This window comes from Phycisphaeraceae bacterium (genome assembly GCA_040222855.1).
Taxonomy (GTDB): Bacteria; Planctomycetota; Phycisphaerae; order Phycisphaerales; family Phycisphaeraceae; genus Mucisphaera.
Map to the genome: position 1 here is coordinate 606,067 of JAVKCD010000025.1, position 22,081 is coordinate 628,147.

Sequence of the window (22,081 nt, forward strand, 5' to 3'; positions counted from 1 at the left end):
ATTGAGGATTGATGCATGAGGCGTTTTGCGAGCTGTCTGGCTGTGGTCTGGTTGTTGTTTGTCGCCGGTGCCTGCTGGGCAACGGTGGCGGAGCTAGGGGAGCGGGTCGGTGCCATCCTGAATCAAGTCGATCAGGAAGGTTTGGTGGTGGCGGCACGGGTGGTGGACCTGGAGACTGGCGCGGTCATCTTCGAGCAGAATGCGGATCAGCCCGTGAAGCCGGCGTCGAACCTGAAGCTGCTGGTCACGGCGGCGGCGCTGGACAAGCTGGGGCCGGAGGCGACGCTGGATACTTATCTGTATCTGGCGGGTGATGATCTGGTGGTGGTGGGGACGGGTGATCCGGCGTTCGGGGACCTGACGATCATGCAGGATCAGGGGCGGACGATGCTGGCGGGGTTTGATGACTGGGCGGAGGCGCTCAAGGCGAGGGGAATCACGGAGATCAAGGGTGACCTGCGTTACTACGACGGGGCGCTCGGTGATGAGTGGATCAGTCCGACATGGAGCCGTGGAAACCTGGTGCATTGGTACGGGGCTCCGTCGGCGGGGTTGAACCTGAACAACAACTGTATTGACATCGTGGTGGAGCCGATCGAGGGAAGTGATGGGGTGGGCCGGGTGAGCTATCTGCCCGAGGCGGCGATGATCCGGGTGGAGAATCGGACGGGTGGTGAAGGATCACTTCGGGTGGACAAGACGCCTGGGAAGCACGAGTACATCGTGACGGGGAAGGTGGAGCGAACGCGGACGTTTTACAAGCCGGTGGATGATCCGGGGCGGTTTTTTGCGGAGGCGCTCAGGGCGCATCTGGAGCGGCGGGGGATTGAGATCAATGGAGAGATTATTTGGCAGCCGAACGCAGAACGATCGGCTGAAGCCGTGCTGGTTGTGGCCCATGAGACCCCCCTGCTGCCCGTGCTCAAGCGAGTGAACAGCAACAGCCAGAACATGATGGCGGATGCACTGATGCGCATGGCGTTTCCGGCCAGAGCAATCAATCAGAATGATGAGATTGTGGAAGACTGGGAGCTTTCCGGGCTTCAAGTCCTAGGCCAACTTCAGGAGATAAGAACGCTGGTGCATGATGCCCGTGTTTTGGATGGCTCTGGCTTGTCTCACGACAACCGCGTCACGACGCTCCTGCTGTCTGGACTTTTGGTTTTGATGTCTTCCCACGAATATGCAGCGACCTACTACGACTCCCTCGCCATCGCCGGCGAGCGGGGATCGCTGCGGAATCGGATGAAGGAGGTGGCCGGGAAGGTCCGAGGAAAGACGGGAACGATCTCGGGGGTGCGGGCGAGCAGCGGGTATATCGAGACAGAGGAGGGTCGGAAGGTTGTTTATTCGCTGATCTATAACGAGGTCGCTGGCGGGAATGCAGGGAAGGTGCTGGCGGCGATGGACGAGGCCTGCGTGACGGTCCAGCAGTGGGATGATTGGGATTAGTTGAGTTTCTGAGTCGAGGGCTCGCCGTGCTTGACCTCGGCCGCCCAGCGACTTCGATCGTTACTCAGGCGTTGAGCCAATCCCAGTTCACAAGGTTGAAGTGGGCGTCGGGGGTGAGTTCGAAGGTGGCACCGAGGGGTAGTGGCGCGAAGCCGGGGCCGTGACCGACGGGGAGGCCGGTGAGAACCGGGATGCCACGTTCGCGGCAGGGGTTGATCAGCATGTGTTCGAGGGCCTCGGCCTGGGAGACCTGCGGGCGGAGGTCAGCGAGGCGACCGGCGGGGAGATGGGAGACGCCCCGATCCGCGAGTTCGGGGAGTTCCGAGGGGTCGGGTGCGGAGGCCAAGCGTTTGCCGGCTTCGTCGTCGCAGTTGGTGAAGTCGCCGAGGACCACGCCTGCGATGTCATCGAATGAGCCGGACTGCCAGAGGTGGGTGATAAAGCCGTCGAGCCGGTAGTGGTGCTCGTTGAGGTCCTCGAAGAAGAGGATCTTTCCGCTCTTGGACTTGGGTTGCCAGGGTGTGCCGAAGAGGGCGTTCCAGACCGAGACATTCCCCCCCACCACCGGTCCCCTGACAGGCTTCGCGGGCGCGTCGGTGAGATAGCGGAAGGCTTGGCCGTGCCAGGCGGGTGGCGCTTGTTTGCCATGAGCCCAAGCGAGAGTGGTCTCGAACTCGGTGGCGTCCATGGTGTTGAACGAGAGTGAGGCAGGCATGTTGGCGTGGAGGGTGGACCAGTTCCAGTGGTCGGCGACGTAGGCGTGGAGTGCGGTGATGTCGGAGTAGCCGATCAGCAGCTTGTGTGGAGGGACGCCGTGCTTGGTGGCTTTCTCGTCGAGCAGGGGCAGTAGCTTGGCGGCGCCGTATCCGCCTCGGGCGGCCCAGACAATGTCGATATCGGGGTCGCGGCCAGCATCGTAGAGGGCCTGGGCACGGGCCTGATCGGTGCCCGCGTGGATGTACCAGGTTTGGCTGACCTGGTCGGCGACCTTGAGAGAAAAGCCGGCATTGCGGAGGCGACTGAGTCCGATCTCCAGCTCAATCGGCGGGACGACAGAGGACGGGGCGACGATGGCGACACGTGTTTTGGCGGGGTTTGGCATGCCAGACAGGGTAGCGGATCGGGGCCGGGTGGCGGGGGCTGGCGGGTGCCCTATCATCTTGGGTTCTCAGAGTTTGTGAGGATGTTTAAGTGATGATTCAGCCTGCTGCGACGACCCACCGGACTTTCGATCTTCCAGCGATCGAGCGCGACTTACAGGCCGTAACTCGTGGGGAGGTGATGACGGACATCGTGAGCCGGGGGATCCACGCGACGGACGCATCGCACTATCAGATCATGCCAACGTGTGTGGTGGTACCAATGGATGAGGCGGACTGCGTGGCGGCGGTGCAGGTGGCGGCGAAGCACGGGCTGCCAGTGACGGCGCGGGGCGCGGGGACGTCGCTGTCTGGCCAGACGCATGGCGTGGGCATGGTGCTGGATGTGTCCAAGCACATGGACCGTGTGCTGGAGGTGAACGCGGAGGAGCGGTGGGCGCGGGTGCAGCCGGGTGTGGTCAGAGATCGGCTTAATGCGGAGTTGAAGTCGGCCGGGCTTCATTTTGCTCCGGACCCCGCGACGGGCTCGCGGGCGACGGTGGGTGGGATCATTGGGAACAACTCGTCGGGGACACGGTCAATTCTTTATGGCAAGGCGCAAGAGAACCTGATCGGATGCCGGGTGCTGCTGTCGGACGGGACCGTACTGGACCTGGACGCCTGTGATTGGGATCGGTGGTCGGCCAAGAGCCAGCAGGACGATCGCGAAGGGGCGATCTACAGGCGAGTTGGACAGATTATTGAGTCGAATAAGCAGGAGATTGCGGCGCGGTTCCCGAAGGTGATGCGCAAGGTTGGGGGCTACAACCTCGATGCGTTTCTGAGTGACCCGGCGACGACGCCTTGGAATCTGAGTGATCTGATCGTTGGTTCCGAGGGAACGCTCGGCGTCCTTCTTGAAGCGAAGATCAAGCTCGTCGAGAACCCCAAGGCGACGGCGTTGTGCGTCGTTCACTTTGATGAGCTGCTCCCGGCGCTCACCGGCTTGCCGGCGATGTTGGAGCACGGGCCGTCAGCAGTGGAGTTGCTGGATCACTATGTCATCGACCAAGCGATGGTCAACCCGGCGACTAAGGACCTGTGTCACTTTATGGAGGGGCATCCCAAGGCGGTTCAGATCGTCGAGTTTTATGGGATGGATCAGGAAGACGCGTCGCAGAAGGCAGAGCGGTTCGCCGAGGACATGAAGTCCAAAGGCATTGGATTCGCGCAGGCGGTGCGTCGTGATCCTAAGGAGATCGCCGAGGCGTGGGACGTTCGGAAACTGGGGCTGGGGCTGATCTCGAACACGCCAGGGCCCAGGAAGGCATTGGACTTTGTGGATGATGCCTGCATCCCCGTCGAGCATCTTCCGGCATATGTCGAGCGGCTGCTGAAAGTCTGTGAGGAGCACGGGACCAGTGCTGCGGTCTACGCGCACGCCTCGGTCGGTGTGCTGCATATCAAGCCTCTGATTGATCTGCATCACGAGGAAGAGCAGCAGAAGATGCGGGCGATTGCTTGGGCGGCGTTTAAGATGTGCAAGGAATATGGCGGGTCGTGGTCTGGCGAACACGGCGACGGATTGGTACGTGGTGAGTTCGTGAGGCCGTTCTTCGGAGACCAGATTTATCACGCTTTCGAGGAAGTCAAGAGCCTGTTCGACCCGGCGTGGTTGATGAATCCGAACAAGATTCTCGATGCCCCGTCGATGACCGAGCACCTGCGGTACGGCAAGGAGTATCGGCTCGATGTCATCCGAGAGACCGAGTCAAAGACGAACTACCACTACCGGGACCAAGGCGGTTTTGCGCACGCTGTCGAGCAGTGCAACGGCGTCGGAGCGTGCCGCAAAGTGGGCTCTGGGACGATGTGCCCTTCCTATATGGCGACCAAGGACGAGGAAGCATCGACGCGCGGTCGAGCCAATGCGCTGCGGATGGCGATGTCGGGCCAGCTAGGTGTGGACGCGATGACCGGCAAGCGGATGAAAGAAGTCCTGGAGCTTTGCCTGGCGTGCAAAGCGTGCAAGACCGAGTGCCCCAACGCTGTGGACATGGCGAAAATGAAATCGGACGTGCTGCAGATGATGCACGACCAGGGCGGCCTACCGGTGGGCTATCGGTTAATGGGAGATTCGCCGACGGCTGCGCGGCTGGTTTGCGGACCGCTGGCGCCGGTCGTCAACTTCGTGCAGGGTCTCTCGCCGTTCAAGTGGGTGCTTGAGAAGGTGGCGGGGATCGATTCACGACGACCACTGCCAAAGTTTGCCTCGTGGTCCCTGCAGGGCTGGTTCCGCAAGCGTTCGCGCCCGGCCAGCGGGACCGAGAAGACCGAGGTTGTTCTGTTCGACGACACCTATGCGAGCTACTTCGAGCCGAGCGTCGGCAAGGCGGCGGTGGAGTTACTCGAAGCGTGTGGGTACCGAGTGACGCTGGCGAGAGCCGGGTGTTGTCAGCGACCACGTCTGTCGAAGGGGATGGTTCGGGCGGCGAAGCGTGATGGAGAGAAGACGCTGCGGAATCTCGACGGCTATGCCAAGCGGGGCCTGCCGATTCTGTGCCTGGAGCCGAGCTGCGCTTCGTCCCTGTCTGATGACCTGCCCGATCTGATCGATGATGTCGAGCTTGGGCAGCGGGTGGCCCCGCAGGTGATGATGATTGATGCCTTCCTCGCTCAGGAGGCGGAGGCGGGAAGGCTGCCCGCCAGGCTCAAGTCGAGGTTCGACAAGCTTCTGATTCACGGCCACTGCCACCAGAAGGCACTCCAGAGCACCGCGGGCATGAAATCGCTACTGGAGCAAGCGGGCGGGGTGTCGTTCCACGAGGTCGATTCAGGCTGTTGCGGGATGGCGGGATCGTTTGGGTATGAGCAATACAAAGTGTCCAAAGATGTCTACGACCAGCGGCTTGGTCCGGCGGTCGAGCAAAGCAAGACTGCGGGTGAGACCGTGGTGGCCTGCGGGTTCTCCTGCCGGCATCAGGTCTCTGACTTTGGTGGCGTCAAAGCGAAGCACTGGGTTGAAGTCATGGCCGCAGAACCGTCGTCCTGATCTTTAACCTGATCTGAACGCGAGGCCGCGTATGATCTCCATAGAGATATCGAATGCGAACCAACAGGAGTGCTTGAGATGGTGCAGATGAATCGACGATCTTTTCTTCAGGGTGCGGCGGCGGTTTCGCTGGGCTTTGCGGGGCTTGATCTGTTGTGCCGAACCTCCGGCGTCACGCTCGCGGCGGCTACGGGGAACACGGGTTATGGCCCGCTGATGCCTGATCCCGCCGGGGTCTTGTCGCTGCCTGAGGGCTTTAGCTACCGGATCATTTCTCGGCTGGGCGAGGTCATGGACGATGGCCTGCTGGTTCCGGGGATGCACGATGGGATGGCCGCCCTGCCCGGGCCGGATGGCAAGACGATCGTCGTGCGCAACCACGAGATGCAGCCAACGCAAACCAACGAGAGTCCGTTCGGCCCTGACGGTCGGCTGATGAGCAAGATTGATCGGTCGCTGCTTTATGACGGCGAGACGCCCTGCCTAGGCGGGACGACGACTCTCGTCTACGACACCAAGACGGGGCAGCTCGACAAACACTTCCTGTCGCTGGCTGGGACGATTCGCAACTGCGCGGGCGGGCCGACGCCTTGGGGGAGTTGGATCACTTGCGAGGAATCGGTCACTGCCAAGGGCAACGGCTTTGCTGAGAATCACGGTTACAACTTCGACGTACCCGCTTCGGTGACGCCTCGGCTGGAGAAGCCTGTCGCACTCAAGGCGATGGGCCGGATGAATCACGAGGCGATCGCTGTCGATCCGAAGACCGGCATCGTCTACCAGACCGAGGATCGTGGCGATGGCCTGATCTATCGCTTCATCCCGAACGTCGCCGGGAAGCTCGCTCAAGGCGGCAAGCTGCAGGCGCTGGCGTTGGTGGACCATGCTTCGGCTGACACCTTCAACTACACCAACCGCGATGGCTCACATCGAGGCCTGCACATCCCTGTGCGAGAAGCCCTGTCGGTCCGGTGGGTGGATATCGAGAACGTCGAGGCTCCGAAGGACGACCTGCGATTCCAGGGCTATGGCAAGGGTGCGGCGCGCTTCGCGCGTGGTGAGGGAATGTGGTACGGCAACGACTCGATTTTCTTTGCCTGCACCAGCGGCGGGTCCAAGCGTGGCGGGCAAGTGTTCCGCTATGTGCCCAGCCGTTTCGAGGGCACGCCCGATGAAGCCCGATTCCCCGGACGACTGGAGTTGTATATCGAACCAGATGATCGCGGGGTGCTGGACATGGCCGACAACCTCACCATCGCACCGTGGGGCGATGTGGTGATCTGTGAAGACGGCGCGGACGAGCAGTTTGTCGTTGGCGTGACGCCAGAGGGGCAGGTCTATAAGCTGGCAAAGAATACGATCAGCAGCTCGGAGTTTGCCGGGGCATGCTTCTCGCCAGATGGATCGACGATGTTTGTGAACATCCAGAAGAATGGGCTGACGCTGGCGGTCACCGGACCTTGGGGCAAGCGAGTGAGTTGATGCGGGTAGCACTCACTTCATGCCACACGAGACATCGCAATCAAGTCGATGCTGATCGAAGGGCTATCGCCCGCCGATGGTGATGCCTGATTCCACTTCTTCGATCTCCTGCCGGAGTGCCTCGGAATCCTTACGGATCGTCTCGAGCAAGGCGGCCCCGAACTCGACAGAGAGATAGAAATAGCGTGCCACTTCGTGGTCAATCAGGAAGATCTCATCTTCGCTGATCTCGGGCATGATGAGCTGGCGTCCGCGATTGAAGTCCTTGAGTTTCGGCTTGGCCTGATCGGTGTTGAGATCGACGGCGTAACGCAGCACGATGCAGCGCATCAGACGTGTAAGGTCGTCTTCATCCCGGATAAGGATGGTATGGCGGGCGTGGCCGTTGGCATCGGGGCGGTTGAGTTCGTAGAGCAGGGAACGAAAGGTGTCCTGATCCGGGCAGTCCACAAGACGAACCTCGGGCAGAGCCTTGTCGAGAACACGGTGCGCCGGGTAATCCTTCTGAACGGTGTAGGTCAGGGCCAGCGCACGACCCGGCATCTTGTTGAACAACCAGCGGAAGCCGATGCTGATTCGCGGCACGGTGATGTTGAGCTTCTCACCCAGATAAGGAATCAGGAACTCGACGCCAGCGCCAGAGGGCCTGTCCTCACGGGGCTGGTAGAAGATGATCTTCCTCGGCCTGATGATTTCCTCGACTTCACGCCTCGCGATGACCTCGTACATCAGGTGATAAACGAGAAACTCCTCGCCGGGGATCCGATCTTCGAGAAACTGATTGAACGGGTAGCGCGTAGCCAAATCCGGGCGTGTACGGATGACGCGTTCGGCTGCATCCCGTGAACGCTGTAGCTCGGGGTTGTCGTTGAGAAAGGCCAGGTCGGGCACATCCTCGGCGCGGATACGGTAGACCTCGCCGAAGAGCTCGTTGTCGAATGAATCAAATACGTCCTTGTCTTCGGGGAGCACGCGGCCAGCGATGCCTGTGACCGGCAGAACGTAGGGCGTGATGACGATGATGACCTCGCGCTTGACGCGCTCACGAACAGAGGAACGAAACAGGTTGCCGACGACCGGGATATCGCCGAGCAGCGGGACTTTGTCCTGTTCTTCGTTGACTTCATTCGAAATCAGACCGCCGATGATAAACGGCGTGTTATTGGCGATGCGGGTGTGCGTCTGGACTCGCCGTGAAGAGATCCGCGGGGCGCGGCCTAGCTCGTTGCCATCCTGATCGACGACGACGAGGTCTCCACCCGGCACCTCGTTGGACACAATGCCGTCGACCTGCATCGTGACTTCCTGACCATCCGCCGCGATGCGCGGGCGGACGTTGAGGAGGATGCCGACGGGGATGTAGTCGAAGGAGAACTGGATGGTGTCGCCACCGGTTGCGCCACGAATGGAGGTGGCGATGGGGATGTCTTCACCAACGCGGATAGAGGCCTGCCGATGATCGAGCGTGAGGACCGACGGGCGGCTGAGGATCTCAGCGTCTCCCGTCCTGACCAGGGCCTGGACCTGCGTGCGCCAGTCGCCAGCGATGTCCGCAAGGGTCAGGTCGAACGTAGCGCGTTCGCCGAGCCGACTGTTGAACTCGGGTAATCGTCCGAGACTCAGTGCCTCGATCGAACCTTGCGGGACATCGGAGAGCTCCCACTGGACTCCGAGTCGATTCAAACCGGTTTCCGAGATCTCCAGGATCATGGCCTCGATCACCAGCTGGCGGGCCGGGACATCGATTGTCTCGCGGATACGCTTGACCAGCGATGAAAACACCTCGGGGTAAGCGGGGTCATAGAGCACCATCAACTGCATCAGGGGCGTGGCCGAGGTGAAGTTCTCCATCTCGCCAGCGATACTCGGCACAATCGAGAGCTTGAAGCTTCCCGTAGCTCGCTGGTCAGCACCGAGCCCAACAAGACCCGTTCCCTCAGCACCGGGCAGCGACATGATGATCGGCACGTTGCGGACATCGATCTCCTCCGCCGGTTCAATGATCCGGGCACCACCCACGCTGTTCTTGTCATCGCTACCGAACTTGAAGTTGATCGTCTGGTAGCCGAGCCCCTTAAGGATGCCCATGCACCGATCGGCCTCGATGTAACTCAGATCAATGATGCCTGTGGCGAGTTCTGCTGCGCGAACACGCCGGTAGAAGGTATCGACATTCTTCACGGTCTGATCGATCAGCTCGCGGACGCCGTCGAGGTCGTTGTTAGCCGCGGCACCATTGGGGGTGATGGTCTGCCCGTAGACCCATAGGTGTAGCGGCTGGTGATCGAAGAGTCGGTAGCCGAGTTGGATGTAGTGTTCGCCAGCCGAGGTGCGGCGGCGCAAATAGGTCGTGCCGCGAAGGTCGGGGGGGCCGGTAGGAAGAATCGCCCCGGGGTCCGGGATGATCTGGTAGCCAAGGGCCGCGGTGGCCTGCGAACGGACCACGTCGATCACCTCTTCAGCGATTTCCTCGGTCATCCGCTCCTGAGGCAGAAAGATGCCAGCGTTCGCCAACGACAGCGGGCGATCGTTCTGAGCGATCGCCAGACCCGGCAAAACAAGCATCAGCGTCAGACACACCAGCGTGATCTGGAGGGGGCGGAAGGCAGCAGGCCGGGCTGCATCAATCGTCACGGAGTGCACCTTCTTGTGTCGCTGGTCCTGGCGGAGGCTGATCGCGCGAACAACACCGGCGATCACTGCTTAGGATCGACCAGCGGCCAGGAATTCCACGAAAAAAGCCGGGTCTGGTTAGATGCGGAGGGCCTCGGCGATGCGTTGGATCAGCGCAAGGCTGGCCTCTGGGTAATCGCGCTCCAGAAGTTGCTCGGCATCGACCCAGGCGACCTGCTCAACCTCGATAGGGCGAGCCTGTCCCTCGATGATGGAACACCAGAACGCTTGGAGCCGAACATGTGCGTGCGGGTAGTGATGCTCCCAAACGCCTAATCCCTGACCGACCGCGACCTTCAGTCCGACTTCTTCATACAACTCTCGGGCCACACACGCCTCGATCGACTCGTCACCTTCACGCTTGCCGCCAGGGATTTCCCAGAGCCCTGGCAGAACCGTGTCGCCGCGGCGGAGCGTGACCAGAACGCGATCAGGATGACCAGCATCGGAACGTCTGATGACACCCAGACCGACGTCAATGGGCTGGGCGGTGACCGAGAGATGCGGAACCTGCTTCATCCACTCAGGATACGGCATGAGCACCCTATGTAAAAATTACCGAATCAAACCCGAACTAACGCTTGACAGGAGAATGATTACGGGTATTGTTAGGTCCAAACATTTAACGAACGGAGTGGCTTATGCTCTCATTACCTCAGATTCAGCGACATGTGCTTTCCAGCGATACGGACCAGCTCCTGGGCGATTTGGCTCGTAACGGAACCCTCCTGCCCTTGCCGATCCGCCTTCAGCTCTCACACTCGATCGAGGCTGGCCTTGGGCTTGCCCTGCGACGCGTGGCGGAGCTTACTCACGGGCCCACCCAGCTCAGCCGTACCATCATGGAGCGACTGCTTATGAGTCAGCAGACGCTGGAAGGTCAGGAGATTGTCGTGCTGGTGGCCCAGATGGCGGGTCTGGCAAGAGCGTTGTCCCTAGGCGTCGTGGACGCAGACCTCGAAACACCTGTGCTTCAGCGACTCAGAGAGCTGAGCTTCACCCTGGCCAGTCTGCAGGCCTCTGACGGGCTTCTGGGAACCACGACGGATTGCCGGGAAGCAGACAGGGTCCGAAGTTCGGCTTTTGCCGTGTACCTGCTGGCACCGGTTCGCGATGAGGTGTCGCTGGTGGGCATCGCTGCGCTTTTGACCGCTCTGGAGGAACGTCGCCCGCTCGATGATCCCGGCTCCGAAGAACTCGTTGAGGTAGCTCTGGCGACCTGGCCTCGGGGCCAAGGGGTTCGTGCTCAATGGCTGGACTCCCTAGCCGCGTGAGTCGTTCTGGATTCGGAACTGGCGGCTGGTATTTGCCTGCAGGCTGCGGTTTGGGGACAGTGCCCGGATGCAGGATGCGCTTCGCAGGATTACGGCAGGACGCCTCAATGGCTGGTTGACCCTATCTTTGATCTTGTGCGCCCTGTTGGTGAGCACCGAAACCCGGTCTTTCGCGGACAATAATCCTGCGGAATCTGCGGCTGAGGGCGCTCAAGCGGCCTCGGCGCGGCGTGCCGAGATCACTTTGTTTTTCGAGAATGACTCGACACCCCTCAAACTGATCGACCGGACCGATCGCCAGTACACCAGCGGGCTGGGCCTGCTGGTGGCTCACCAACCGGCTTGGGCGGAGAGTTTCTCGAAAACGCTGCCATCGTTTGATGGGCTCGACCGCCCCGCCGCGACCGCTGCGGGCTATATGCTCCAGCAGCAGATCTACACGCCGGATGATCTGCGTCTCCCAACGGCGGCCAATGGGGATCGGCGCTACGCGGGCTACGTGGCCGCGAGTGTCTTCGTCCAGCGGGCGGATGTGCGCACACTTGATCATCTCCAGATCGATTTAGGGGTCATCGGAGAGGCTTCCGGTGCCGAGATCACGCAACAAAACTGGCATGACGCCGTGGGAATTCAGGAGCCCCAAGCATGGGATACCCAGCTCGATGACGAGCCGACGTTCCAGATGATGGCGAGGAAGAAGTGGCGATGGGCTTTGTACGAGCGTGGGGACGCCTTGAGGCATGAGTTGATCCCCCGCGTCGAACTCGTCCTCGGAACGGTCAGGCGGCATGTCGCTGCCGATGTTCTCTGGCGGGCCTCGTTCATGGCCTTACCGAACGACTTTGGGCCGAGCCAACTCAATGACCCTGCCGCTCCCCTAGCTGGGTTGCCGTCACTTGTCGAGGTGTCACCGTTGGACCTGGAAAAGTCGTGGTGGGCTTATGGGTATGTGCGGGCTGGCGGGATGCTCGTCGAGCACGACACGTTTATTGAGGGCAGCGACTTCCAGACATCGACCGGGCTGGATGTAATGCCAGTGGTCGGTCGTGTTGAGATCGGGCTTGAAGCGGTCAAACGACTGGGAAGCGGGAAGTTACGCTTCGGCTTCTACCAGCGGTTTCTGACCGATGAGTTTGAGGGGCAGACACGCCCGCACAGTTATGGGGGGCTGGTGCTCAGTTGGTCGTGGGCACTCTGAAACGATGACGTGATCGTGTCGTTGCGATGGCTCAGGCTGATTGGCGTTTACGCTCGGCCTCGACGGCTTGACGGGCACGGACAGCGGCAAGGGGGCGATCGCTCTCGAGACGCCTCTGGAGCTTCCGGAGGGCTTCGATCTCGATCTGGCGGACACGTTCGCGGGTGAGTCCGATCTCGGCACCGATTTCCTTGAGGGTCATAGGCTCGTTGCCATCGAGTCCGTAGCGCAATCGCAGAATCCTCGCCTCCCGATCGTCGATCGCCTCCAGGAGCACGCGGATGGCATTGAGATCGTCATCGAGCGAGACCTGCATGTCGGGAGCAAGAGTTTTCTCGTCGGCAAGCATCTCGGAGAGCGTGGGGGCCTCGTTGTCTTCGCCGGAGCCGCCACGGGTGGGTCGCTGGGAAGCGCGGACCGCTTTGACGATGATGCGGATCTTCTTGGGGGGCAGCTCCATGTGCTGCGCGAGCTCATTGAGCGTGGGCTGCCGGCCCAGTTGCTCTTCCATCTCGCGGTTGGCACGCTTCCACTTGGCGATCAACTCGACCATGTAAGCCGGGATGTGAATGGGCTGGACAGCGTTGATGAGGGCGCGCTTGATCGCCTGCTTGATCCACCAGCAGCCGTAGGTCGAGAACCGAGCCCCCTGATCGGGGTCAAACCCCTCGACCGCACGCATCAGACCGATGTTGCCCTCTTCGATGAGGTCTACCAGCGGGAGCCCACGATTCATGTAGCGCTTGGCTATGGCAACGACCAGGCGGAGGTTGGACCGGATCATGTGCTCGCGGGATTTGGCGCAGTTCTCGTTGATGATTTTCCGGGCGAGTTGCTTCTCCTCATCAGCGGTGAGGAGGGGTGACTCGTCGATCTGGCTCAGGTAGAGTTCAAGACCGGACTTGAGGCCTTTACTGGTGGTCATGGACTTGCGTTCCCTGCGAGGTCGGGCCTGCTTGCCGGTCGGTTTTTGAGCGGTGTCCGTACGCATAAGGTTCCCCACGGGGCGATCGGCCATCGGAGAGGTCTTCTTTATGGTTACGCGTCTGATAAGAGATGCTGCTAGTTGACACAGAAATACTTGCCTGCAGTTATCTCCCACTTCGCCAGAATGATATCCGCGTTTTGAGGCAAAGCGAGGGGGTGAGGTCGGCTTTCCGCTGCATCAAGAAGGCGTTGAGACAGAAGGCGGTTTATCCGGATTGGCCTTCTGGGCAAACTGGTGAAACGGGTAAAAACCGGGACGGGTTAGGCTCTCGTTTTGTCGGGGCGTCCTGGTCGTCTATGATCCCGGCATGAAAATTATGCTCGCAAACCCCCGCGGCTTCTGCGCCGGGGTCAACATGGCTATCCAGACTGTCGAAGAGGCCCTGAAGCTCGTGGGGCGACCGCTGTACGTCTACCACGAGATCGTGCACAACCGGCATGTTGTCGATCGGTTTGTGAAGCAGGGTGTGGTCTTCGTGGACGAGATCGACGAGGTACCCGCGTCATCAACGGTCATCTTCAGTGCCCACGGGGTCAGCCCCGAGGTCCGAAGGCGAGCCAAGGAGCGGGGGTGCACGATGATCGATGCGACCTGCCCGCTGGTGACCAAAGTCCATATGGAGGCGGTTCGGTACGCCAGGCAGGGATACCGGATCCTGCTGGTGGGGCACGCCGGTCACGACGAGGTGGTCGGTACCGTTGGCGAGGCGCCCGATGCGATCACAATTGTCGAGTCAGTGGAGGATGTGGCCAAGCTGGAGCTGCCAGATGATGTCCCGCTGGTGTATCTCACGCAGACCACGCTGAGTATGGACGATGCCAATCAGATTATTGGGGCGCTGCAGAAGAAATACCCGCAGGTGAAAGCTCCGCCGAGCGAGGACATCTGCTACGCGACAACGAATCGTCAACACGCGGTTCGGCATCTGGCGGAGGACGCTGATCTGGTGCTGGTGGTGGGTTCCAACAACAGCTCAAACTCGGTGAGGCTGACGGAGATCAGCGAGAACTCCGGGACGCCCGCGTTTCTGATGGATGACGTGAGTGAGCTGCAAGACACATGGTTCGAGGGTGTGGAGACGGTGCTGGTAACCGCGGGCGCCTCTGCCCCCGAGGACTTGGTGCAGGAGATCGTTCATCGTCTGCAGACGACCTATGGCGGGACGATCGAGGAGTTCAGCGTGGTCGAGGAAGAGATGCACTTCAATCTGCCGATCACCTTGCGTGTGATGCAGAAGCAGCACGCTTAAGACATCTGGGTTGAGGTCTCCAGCAGGCGTCGCCATTGTCGCTTGCAATCACGATTCGCTCTACCACCGAACTGACTACAAAAAAGACCCCGGCCGCGTGGCCGGGGTCTTGCAGTCATATGAATCAGCGGTCGTTCGTCTTAGCGACGACGGACCAGAGCGAGACCAGCGAGGCCGATGAGGGCCGCCGAGGTGGGCTCGGGAGCAGCGACGCCGGTGCCGAAGCTACTGGCTAGCAGCGACAGGTCGATGAGGTCAACGACGGTGTCGGTGTTAAAGTTGCCGCCAGCCCAGCCAGCGGTCAGGCCGAAGTTGGAGGCGAGGGCCGAGAGGTCGATGAGGTCGACAGCGAAGTCGAGGTTGGCGTCGCCCTCAACCGTACCCAGCACGGTGGCGATCATCTCGGCGAGGTCATCGGCATCAACGGTTGTTGAGCCATCGAGATCGAACAGGAGGTCAGTCGACCCGTTGCGGATGGCTTCGGTCAGCAGATCGATGTCATCGGCATCAACCAACGTGTCGGCGTTGAAGTCGCCGGTGATCCCAACAGCGGCTTCCATGACTTGGATGAGGATGTTGTCCCAGTAAACTGGGTTGCCCCCCGAGGTGATGAACGAAGGGCCGCCGATACGGACCGAGCCGATACCGTTGGCCGTGGGAGCGTTGCCGGTTTCGACGACTTCGGCGTCAACAATCCCATCGGCAAGATAATCGAGGGTAAACGTCTGCGAAGTTTCGCCGACCGTAAGGGTAAAACGATGCCATACGCCGGGCTCACCATCGGGGATGAAGTTGGTGGCCGAAGCGTTGGGGATCGATGAGTCATCAGAATCGATGAACGAGCCGGGATTCTCGGGGTCTTCGATCTGGATAAAGATGGGGTCATCGTTTTCGTCGAGGTTCTGGGTCGTCAGGTCGAATGCCTGCCAGTTCGGGCCAGAACTACCGTGACCGGTATCAGCCCAGAGAATCTGGCGGTAACCGATCGCGGGGAATGCCTCGGTCAGATCACCGGAGTTGTCGAAACTGTTGTAGAAGCCCATCTCGACGATGTTGTCAGCGCCACCGCCCTGACGAAGACCGAGTGTGCGGCGGGTGTTGCCGTGGGTGCCGTCATCGAAGATATCGAAGGAGATGAACAGGGGATTGGCGTCCGTGGGGACATAGTTGTGGTAAGCGGGATCAAGGCCGGCGATGTCAGCAAAGGTCACGCTGCTGCCACTGCCACCGGCGGTCGTGGCTCCGAAGCCAACCGACGCCGCGCCGCCCGGGGTATTGTTGACGGTCTGGCCGCCTACCGGGAAGTTGAAGCTGTTCACGTCAGCCGAAAGGAACTGGAAGAAATCTCCATCACCCCACACGGCATCAACGGCAGCCTGGGGATCGACTTCGCCGAGATAGCTTTCGAAGTCCTCATCCATGATGGTCACGAGAGGGGTGAGGGCGAACGCCGGGGTGGCGAACGCGGCCAGAGCTGCTGCACCAAGCATTTTCTTCATCATGATTCTTAACCTCCTAAGGGATTGGTCTTTACAGAGAGCGATGGATCGAAGTTGAGTCCATCTCTCGACACTTGAGTATGGCCCATGAACGCTCGGGGGCCAGTAAACGCGGGTAAATGATCCACAGATAAGTATAAGACTAACCGCCTCACTTCTATAAGACAAGTGAATAACTGGCTTCTGGCAGATTTAACCGGCCCCAGCCCTAGAATGATAAGATGAGAAAAATAGCGGGCTCTGGCGGTCAGGCAGAGTGGCGAAGCGGCTGATCGGGGGCCGTCACAATGCGGTCGCGGCCGGCTTCCTTGGCCTCGTAGAGCGCCGCGTCGGCTCTGGAGATGAACTGCTCGGGACTGGAGGGCTTGGAAGCACCGGTTTTGAGCACCGCGACCCCCCCGCTGACGGTGACCTTGATCGAGTCGCCTTCCGGGAGTTGGAACGGCTCCTTGACCAGACAGACCCGCAATCGCTCAGCGATCTGCAGGGCGGACTCCTGTTCCGTGTCGGGCAGGACGAGCAGGAACTCCTCGCCACCAAACCGGCCGAGGCAAGCCCCCTGCCGCAACTGCCCGCTGAAGCGTTCGGTGGCCACCCGCAGCACATGGTCGCCAGCGTTGTGGCCGTGGCGGTCGTTGATGGCCTTGAAGCGATCGAGATCGAAGAGAACGATCGACAACGGACGAGACAAGGCGATCGCGCGTTCGTAGAGACGAAGCAGTTCTCGATCGAGTGCTCTGCGATTGAGCAGCCCGGTGAGACCATCCACATCGGCTTGCTTGCGCAGGCTGGCGTTGGCGTCGTCGAGCTTGGTGAGCCGCTGATGCTGATCCAGGGCGATCTCCTGCAGGAGCCGGTTGGCCTGCTGAAGCAACTCCATAGGATCAGCCATGCGGGTGGTATCAAACTGGAAGCTGCGCAGGAGCGAGTTCGCGGTTTCTCGCGTGTGATCAAGTACTGAGATGACCAAATCTTCACGAACGCTGAGTCCGGTCGCGGACTCGAGGAGTTTTCCGGCTATGGCATGGTCGGGAGTTTGTTCTTGATCGAGTGCAAGGGCGTCGGCAGCAAGACCGCCAAGCGCCGAAAGTTTGGCGAGGTGAGATGCGTGTCGCTTCTCCGGCTCGGCGTGCCAGCGGATGGCGTCAACGATCTCAGGGGGGAATCCCCAGGATCGAGCCAGCGCAGCACCGACGCGGGCATGGTCCGCTCCGTAGAGTTTGCACTCCGCAGTGGCCAGGTCCACGTGACTCTTGGTAGAACGAAGCAGGTCGTTGTAGGGGTCCCGCAGCTCGGCCAAGATCGCAAGGACGCCAAGGTCCTGGAGAAGCGAAGGCACGAAGATGTCATCGACGGCCTGCTGATCTTCGGTGGCTTTGGCGAACTCCAGGGCCGCAACGGCGGCGATCACGCTCCGTCGCCAGACGCACTCCAGGGCGGGCATCGTGTCAGCGGACTCACGAAGCATGGGTAAGAGCGAGAAACCGAGAGCGAGTGAACGTACTGCCTTGATCCCGAGCATGGCGACGGCGTGATCGACACTGGTGACCTGCTGACGGAGCCCGTAGCGAGCGCTGTTGACGACCTCCAGCAAGCGTGCTGTCAGAGCCGGGTCGACACGGATGACCTCACCGAGGTCAGCGGCGTTGGTATTGGCGCTCCGACAGAGCTTGAGCAGACGTATCGCCGCTGCGGGTAGCGTCGGGACCCGAGAAGACCCGACGATGCGATCAACCAGCTTCAAGGGGTCGTGAGAGGTGTTGAGGGTCATGCCGCGTACCATGAGAGTTGACCTCATCAAGATCGGGCGACCGATACGATGGCTTCATAGAAGAGATCGACAAAGGATGACGGATTGCTCGGACCCCTGATCCAGATTAGCCAGTCGCTGCACAAAAGAGCGGACCAGCCTCGCTCGGCTGGAACCGATAAGCCTGACCACGTGCTTATCGGTCATGCGCTGGGAGGAGACGCCCGCGCCGCCGAACGATGTCTGTTGGCCTGGAGTCGTGCGCAAGGCGCCGACTCAACTCACGCCAGCGGGTTTCTCTGGTTGATCCAGATGGGCATCTTGCTGGTTGGTGCTTTCCTGGGTGGCGGCTTGGCTGGAGCTCTGCTGGCTTATAGCGGCGAGCGCCCTGTGAATGTGCTCCCGCTGCTGGTTGTATTCGTACTGCTTCCCCTCGTATTAAGCCTGCTTTTCATCGTGGGCATAGTGACCCAGCGCTGGTGGCCACGGCTGCCGGTGCTTGGCGATCTCTCCACCGTGTGGTCAACCACGCGAATGATGGTGGCTCGACGCTGGCTGGAACGATCGCTGAAGGTTGAACTCTCAGGACCCGGTATCGATCGCGTTTGGAGCCCAATCGCCGGCTGGTTGGGCGCACGATGGAGTCTGGGTCTCGGTCTCGGCTTTCAGTCGGGAGGGTTGGTGGTGCTTATTGGGGCGGTCACACTAAGCGACCTTGCTTTTGGGTGGGCGACGACGCTGGAGGTCTCCAACGAGCGAGTTGCCCAGTGGGTACAAGCCTCCGCAGAGCCCTGGGTCTGGGCTTGGCCGCCAGCCACGGTTGACTATGAACTGATTGAGCGTTCCAGGGTCTACCGGCTCCCTGGGGATACAACGGGAGTCGAATCCGGCACACGTGAGGAGGGCGTCATCCTCGGCGGATGGTGGCGCTACCTGCTCATGGCCATGCTGGTCTATGGGCTGATCCCGAGACTTTTGACCTATGGCTACGCCGGCTGGCGGGTGAGGCACGAAGCACGCTCAGCGGTGCTAAGTCTCGATGGTGCCCGCGATGTACTGCTGGGGATGCTCGAATCGCCACTTCCGCTTGGCGATGGTCGCTCTGAGGGTGCCGTTGAGGCTCAAGGCTTGGCACGACTCGATCGCCAACCGGCAGCCGTTCTGTGGAGCGAGCCCGGTGACTGCTCGCAGAGCTGGAAATCCTGGGTCGATGATGGGTGGTCAGGGCCTTCGGGTTCGCTGAATGATCTCACGATCCTGACGCAACTCACCGGCAGTGACCACGGCGATGTGCTGGTCATCGTGCCAGGTTGGGAACCGCCGATGGGCGATCGTCTGGATGACCTCTCGGCGTTGCGGCAGCGACTGGGTAACCGCAATCAACGGATCGTCGTCGTGCTCGCATCACCCGACTCCAGGGCACTGGCGGAGGAAGAGATCAGTGACTGGCGGCGATGCCTCCTTGAACGAGGTGATCACGCGATGGCGTTGTCGATCGCTCCCGTCGAGGAGCCTCGCGATGCATGAGGTGCCGACCTTTGTCGTGGTGGGACATCCCAACAAGGGCAAATCGAGTGTGGTGGCGGCATTGACCCAGGACGACTCCGTGCGCATTGCCCCGAGGTCGGGGACGACGACCCAGAGCGAAGCATTCGATGTGACGATCGATGATCGCGTCATCTACCGGCTCGTGGATACGCCCGGTTTCCAACGCCCAAGACGCGCCCTGAGCTGGATGCGTGAACACGCATCGACCGCAGCGGATCGCCCGGATGCTGTGCGTGCGTTTCTCACACAGCACGCTGGCACAGGCGTGATGGATGAAGAATGCGCACTGCTTCAACCCCTCATAGACGGCGGGCTGGCGGTCTATGTTGTCGATGGCTCCGTGCCCTACGGGCCGGAGTACGAAGACGAAATGGAAATTCTCCGATGGACCGGACGCCCCGGACTGGGCCTCGTCAACCCGATACGAAGCAGCGAGCACCTCGACTCGTGGATCACGGCTCTTCGTCAGTTTCTCGGCGTGGTGTGTGTCTTCAATCCCGTCGAAGCCGACTACCGGGTACGCATCGATGTGCTCAATCAGTTCGGCACCATCGCCTCCGCTCACGATGGCCCCGCCATCACCGACAGCTTATCACTGCTCGAAGCGGATCGAGAGCGAGCGCACCAGCGGGCGGCACGGACCCTTGCCGAGTGGGTCGCCAGGGCTTTGACCGAACGCGTCGAGCAGCTGCTTGGCAAAGACGCCATCGTGACGGCGTGCGAGCCCGAGTTGCGCGATCAGTACCAAGAACAGCTACGCGAGGCTGAGAAGCGTTGTCGAAGTGAGGTGGAGCGGGTCTATCGACACCGGCGACTTGAACGGACCGAAGAGGCGCTCGCTTTTAACGAAGGTGACCTGTTTGCCGCCGATCGGTGGTACCTCTGGGGCCTGGATCGTCGGCAGATGCTGACGACACTCGGGGCTTCGGGTGTGACGGCCGGAGCGGCGGGTGGTGTCGTCGTGGATGTCGGACTGGGCGGCAGTTCGCTTGCAGCGGGGGCCGTCATCGGCTCGATGATCGGCGGGGCGTCGGGGCTCTGGGCGGGCCTGCGGTACAGCGACCGACTGGCCGATGTCCGACTCGGGCCGGTCAAACTAGCTGGCCGCCGGGCGATCTACGGCCCATCGACCAACCCGAATCTGCCCTTTGTTGTGCTCGGACGCGCATTGGCCCATCACCGAGTTGTGGCCCGCTGGTCCCATGCTCGCCGAGAGGTCATGGCCATCGAGCCCGAATCGGCCGAGGCCATTTGGCACGAGCCCGCGTTCGACGCCGTCCGGCGTGACCTCGAAATCGCCTTTAGAAAGATTCGCTCGACCAGAGGGGATGATGCCGCCATTCAACGGCTCTCAGGTCTTCTGAAGCCACTTTTATCCCTGACAGACTCCTATCAGGACTAGCCTCAAAATGAGACGACCCCTGCCAGCCGTCAAGCTTTTCTTCGACAACCCGACCGACACGACCGATAATGGTAGAAGCTACGCCTGAAGTGGCCTGAGGACAGGCTGCTGCGTGGCAGGGCTCAGCCCGCTTCGTTTTGGCCGACAGGAGCCCCCCGGATGGCATCCATAACCATGAAGCTCTCGGAGCGACTCTGGCGTTTGTTTGACTGGCGACGACCGCGACCCGTGAGCAGTGAGGAACATGCCGCTTCAAGCGGCACGCTGCCCCTGACCCCTGCGCGGGGTTCCAGAGAGACTACTACCAGCCGTCTCGAACAAGGCTATGAGCAGATCGTCGAGGTGATGGACGCCGTCAAGACCCACACCCGCGATCAGGCCGAGCGATCCGAGCGACTTCTTGAAGCGGTCTCCGATCTCCCCGAAGCGGTGGTTCATCTCCAGCAGGTGTCCGAAACCCAGCGGAAGATGGCTGCACTGATGCAGAAGCAGATCGCCTCGGCAGCCGAGGAGCGGACCGTGATGAACGCCGCCCTCGAACGGCTCGCCATCGCTTACGAGAGCGAGCGAGAGAGCCTGCGGGTCATTGCTGACTCACTCATGGACCGAAAAAAATCCGACGGCGTGCTCGCCGATCGTCTCGGAACCCTGGGCTCAACCCTCGGCCGCCTCGATGAGACCAGTCAGGCCAGCACGCTGATGCTCAGAACCCTGGCCGAGCGCACCAAGCGATCAGATACTCAAGTCCGCGATCTCTATGACAAGGGCCGTCGGCAGACGATGGTTCTGGCTGGAGTGAGTCTGGCAGTCGCCCTCGTCGCGGTCATTGTTGCTGGTGTTGCGGTGATCGCCGCCGGTGCATCCTGGGGGTCCGCGTATGGTGCGGATCCAGCACCCACGATCGTGGTCCCGATCGAGCCAACCACCCAATCCTTGGTGCCTTTGCCAGCACCGCCAGCAGTAACCGCGAAGGCCGCCCTCCCGGCAATCGCTGACGTGCCTCCGACTGTTGAAGCCGGTGCCCCAGCACCAGCGATTGAAGCGCCGCAGGCAGCTACGTCAAGCCCGCCTGCCGCGACGCAGCCCGCTGTGGAATCACTCCCGTCAGAAACACCGGTGATCGAAGCGACAACGCCTGTTCAAGAGATTGTCGATGAAGCGGCGGCGCTGATTGAGCCGGCAACCGATGACCTTGAAACAAAGCCCGAGACCGCGATCGTGAGCCCCGCGGACCCCGGAGTCGTGACCGGCGATTGAGCGAGTATTTGTGTTGAAGCAGTGCAAGATGTCAGCACGGCGTTCGTTTGACGCCGTGCTGTGCTGCGCAGACCGCATCCACAACACTCACCAGTACACGACCGAGAAGCCTTTGGACATCGTGCCGTTCCATCGAACCCTCCCGATCAGCCCGATCGTTACCCCCTGAGAACAGGTC

Annotated in this window: 16 protein-coding genes; 10 read left to right on the forward strand and 6 right to left on the reverse strand. The window is 61.0% G+C overall.

The window, feature by feature from the left end; all coding sequences use genetic code 11:
- The first annotated feature begins 15 nt into the window (after window positions 1-15).
- Window positions 16-1,452, forward strand: coding sequence for a D-alanyl-D-alanine carboxypeptidase/D-alanyl-D-alanine-endopeptidase (gene dacB, locus RIG82_12380; GenBank protein ID MEQ9461738.1), 1,437 nt, complete (start codon window positions 16-18; stop codon window positions 1,450-1,452).
- A 64-nt stretch (window positions 1,453-1,516) separates the two neighbouring features.
- On the opposite strand, the gene RIG82_12385 is transcribed toward dacB, so the two are convergent.
- Window positions 1,517-2,554 carry an LD-carboxypeptidase gene (locus RIG82_12385; GenBank protein ID MEQ9461739.1) on the reverse strand — a complete coding sequence of 346 codons (1,038 nt, stop codon included), beginning with the start codon at window positions 2,552-2,554 and terminating at the stop codon, window positions 1,517-1,519.
- Between the two features lie 92 nt (window positions 2,555-2,646).
- On the opposite strand from RIG82_12385, the gene RIG82_12390 reads away from it, so the two are divergent.
- Window positions 2,647-5,583, forward strand: a complete 2,937-nt coding sequence (locus tag RIG82_12390; GenBank protein ID MEQ9461740.1) for an FAD-linked oxidase C-terminal domain-containing protein — start codon at window positions 2,647-2,649, stop codon at window positions 5,581-5,583.
- A 78-nt stretch (window positions 5,584-5,661) separates the two neighbouring features.
- Window positions 5,662-7,065, forward strand: a complete 1,404-nt coding sequence (locus tag RIG82_12395; protein MEQ9461741.1) for a DUF839 domain-containing protein — start codon at window positions 5,662-5,664, stop codon at window positions 7,063-7,065.
- Window positions 7,066-7,128: 63 nt separating this feature from the next.
- Here RIG82_12395 and RIG82_12400 read toward each other — a convergent pair whose 3' ends face one another.
- Both RIG82_12400 and RIG82_12405 read right to left on the reverse strand, forming a co-directional pair.
- Window positions 7,129-9,765 (reverse strand): hypothetical protein, encoded by a 2,637-nt coding sequence (locus tag RIG82_12400; GenBank protein MEQ9461742.1) that lies wholly within the window; start codon window positions 9,763-9,765, stop codon window positions 7,129-7,131.
- Between the two features lie 51 nt (window positions 9,766-9,816).
- Window positions 9,817-10,257, reverse strand: coding sequence for a (deoxy)nucleoside triphosphate pyrophosphohydrolase (locus RIG82_12405; protein ID MEQ9461743.1), 441 nt, complete (start codon window positions 10,255-10,257; stop codon window positions 9,817-9,819).
- Window positions 10,258-10,379: 122 nt separating this feature from the next.
- On the opposite strand from RIG82_12405, the gene RIG82_12410 reads away from it, so the two are divergent.
- Together RIG82_12410 and RIG82_12415 are read left to right on the forward strand one after the other, a co-directional pair.
- Window positions 10,380-11,012 carry a hypothetical protein gene (locus RIG82_12410; GenBank protein ID MEQ9461744.1) on the forward strand — a complete coding sequence of 211 codons (633 nt, stop codon included), beginning with the start codon at window positions 10,380-10,382 and terminating at the stop codon, window positions 11,010-11,012.
- A gap of 148 nt (window positions 11,013-11,160) precedes the next feature.
- A complete protein-coding gene (locus RIG82_12415; GenBank protein ID MEQ9461745.1) occupies window positions 11,161-12,210 on the forward strand; it encodes a lipid A deacylase LpxR family protein in 1,050 nt (349 codons plus the stop codon).
- A 31-nt stretch (window positions 12,211-12,241) separates the two neighbouring features.
- On the opposite strand, the gene RIG82_12420 is transcribed toward RIG82_12415, so the two are convergent.
- Window positions 12,242-13,135: an RNA polymerase sigma factor RpoD/SigA gene (locus RIG82_12420; GenBank protein ID MEQ9461746.1), complete on the reverse strand. Its 894-nt coding sequence runs from the start codon at window positions 13,133-13,135 to the stop codon at window positions 12,242-12,244.
- A 370-nt stretch (window positions 13,136-13,505) separates the two neighbouring features.
- Here RIG82_12420 and ispH point away from each other — a divergent pair, with 370 nt between their 5' ends.
- Window positions 13,506-14,447, forward strand: coding sequence for a 4-hydroxy-3-methylbut-2-enyl diphosphate reductase (gene ispH / locus RIG82_12425; GenBank protein ID MEQ9461747.1), 942 nt, complete (start codon window positions 13,506-13,508; stop codon window positions 14,445-14,447).
- A gap of 140 nt (window positions 14,448-14,587) precedes the next feature.
- On the opposite strand, the gene RIG82_12430 is transcribed toward ispH, so the two are convergent.
- Together RIG82_12430 and RIG82_12435 are read right to left on the reverse strand one after the other, a co-directional pair.
- Entirely contained in the window at window positions 14,588-15,949 is a 1,362-nt protein-coding gene (locus RIG82_12430; GenBank protein ID MEQ9461748.1) for a hypothetical protein, read from the reverse strand.
- Window positions 15,950-16,193: 244 nt separating this feature from the next.
- Window positions 16,194-17,717, reverse strand: coding sequence for a GGDEF domain-containing protein (locus tag RIG82_12435; protein ID MEQ9461749.1), 1,524 nt, complete (start codon window positions 17,715-17,717; stop codon window positions 16,194-16,196).
- A gap of 171 nt (window positions 17,718-17,888) precedes the next feature.
- On the opposite strand from RIG82_12435, the gene RIG82_12440 reads away from it, so the two are divergent.
- From RIG82_12440 to RIG82_12455, 4 genes are all read left to right on the forward strand, one after another.
- Entirely contained in the window at window positions 17,889-19,223 is a 1,335-nt protein-coding gene (locus tag RIG82_12440; protein ID MEQ9461750.1) for a DUF2868 domain-containing protein, read from the forward strand.
- Complete coding sequence (locus RIG82_12445) at window positions 19,216-20,646, forward strand: DUF3482 domain-containing protein (protein ID MEQ9461751.1); 1,431 nt, start codon at window positions 19,216-19,218, stop codon at window positions 20,644-20,646. The genes RIG82_12440 and RIG82_12445 overlap by 8 nt, the downstream gene beginning before the upstream one ends.
- A 159-nt stretch (window positions 20,647-20,805) precedes the next feature.
- On the forward strand, window positions 20,806-21,903 hold the full coding sequence (locus RIG82_12450) for a hypothetical protein (GenBank protein MEQ9461752.1): 1,098 nt from the start codon (window positions 20,806-20,808) through the stop codon (window positions 21,901-21,903).
- Between the two features lie 28 nt (window positions 21,904-21,931).
- A complete protein-coding gene (locus RIG82_12455) occupies window positions 21,932-22,072 on the forward strand; it encodes a hypothetical protein (protein MEQ9461753.1) in 141 nt (46 codons plus the stop codon).
- The last annotated feature ends 9 nt before the right edge of the window (window positions 22,073-22,081 follow it).

Bases quoted from the DNA above. Each gene is read 5' to 3' on its own strand.
- dacB (MEQ9461738.1), top strand. From the start codon at position 16: ATGAGGCGTTTTGCGAGCTGTCTGGCTGTGGTCTGGTTGTTGTTTGTC.
- RIG82_12385 (MEQ9461739.1), bottom strand. From the start codon at position 2,554: ATGCCAAACCCCGCCAAAACACGTGTCGCCATCGTCGCCCCGTCCTCT.
- RIG82_12390 (MEQ9461740.1), top strand. From the start codon at position 2,647: ATGATTCAGCCTGCTGCGACGACCCACCGGACTTTCGATCTTCCAGCG.
- RIG82_12395 (MEQ9461741.1), top strand. From the start codon at position 5,662: ATGGTGCAGATGAATCGACGATCTTTTCTTCAGGGTGCGGCGGCGGTT.
- RIG82_12405 (MEQ9461743.1), bottom strand. From the start codon at position 10,257: ATGAAGCAGGTTCCGCATCTCTCGGTCACCGCCCAGCCCATTGACGTC.
- RIG82_12410 (MEQ9461744.1), top strand. From the start codon at position 10,380: ATGCTCTCATTACCTCAGATTCAGCGACATGTGCTTTCCAGCGATACG.
- RIG82_12420 (MEQ9461746.1), bottom strand. From the start codon at position 13,135: ATGACCACCAGTAAAGGCCTCAAGTCCGGTCTTGAACTCTACCTGAGC.
- ispH (MEQ9461747.1), top strand. From the start codon at position 13,506: ATGAAAATTATGCTCGCAAACCCCCGCGGCTTCTGCGCCGGGGTCAAC.
- RIG82_12430 (MEQ9461748.1), bottom strand. From the start codon at position 15,949: ATGATGAAGAAAATGCTTGGTGCAGCAGCTCTGGCCGCGTTCGCCACC.
- RIG82_12435 (MEQ9461749.1), bottom strand. From the start codon at position 17,717: ATGACCCTCAACACCTCTCACGACCCCTTGAAGCTGGTTGATCGCATC.
- RIG82_12445 (MEQ9461751.1), top strand. From the start codon at position 19,216: ATGCATGAGGTGCCGACCTTTGTCGTGGTGGGACATCCCAACAAGGGC.
- RIG82_12450 (MEQ9461752.1), top strand. From the start codon at position 20,806: ATGGCATCCATAACCATGAAGCTCTCGGAGCGACTCTGGCGTTTGTTT.
- RIG82_12455 (MEQ9461753.1), top strand. From the start codon at position 21,932: ATGTCAGCACGGCGTTCGTTTGACGCCGTGCTGTGCTGCGCAGACCGC.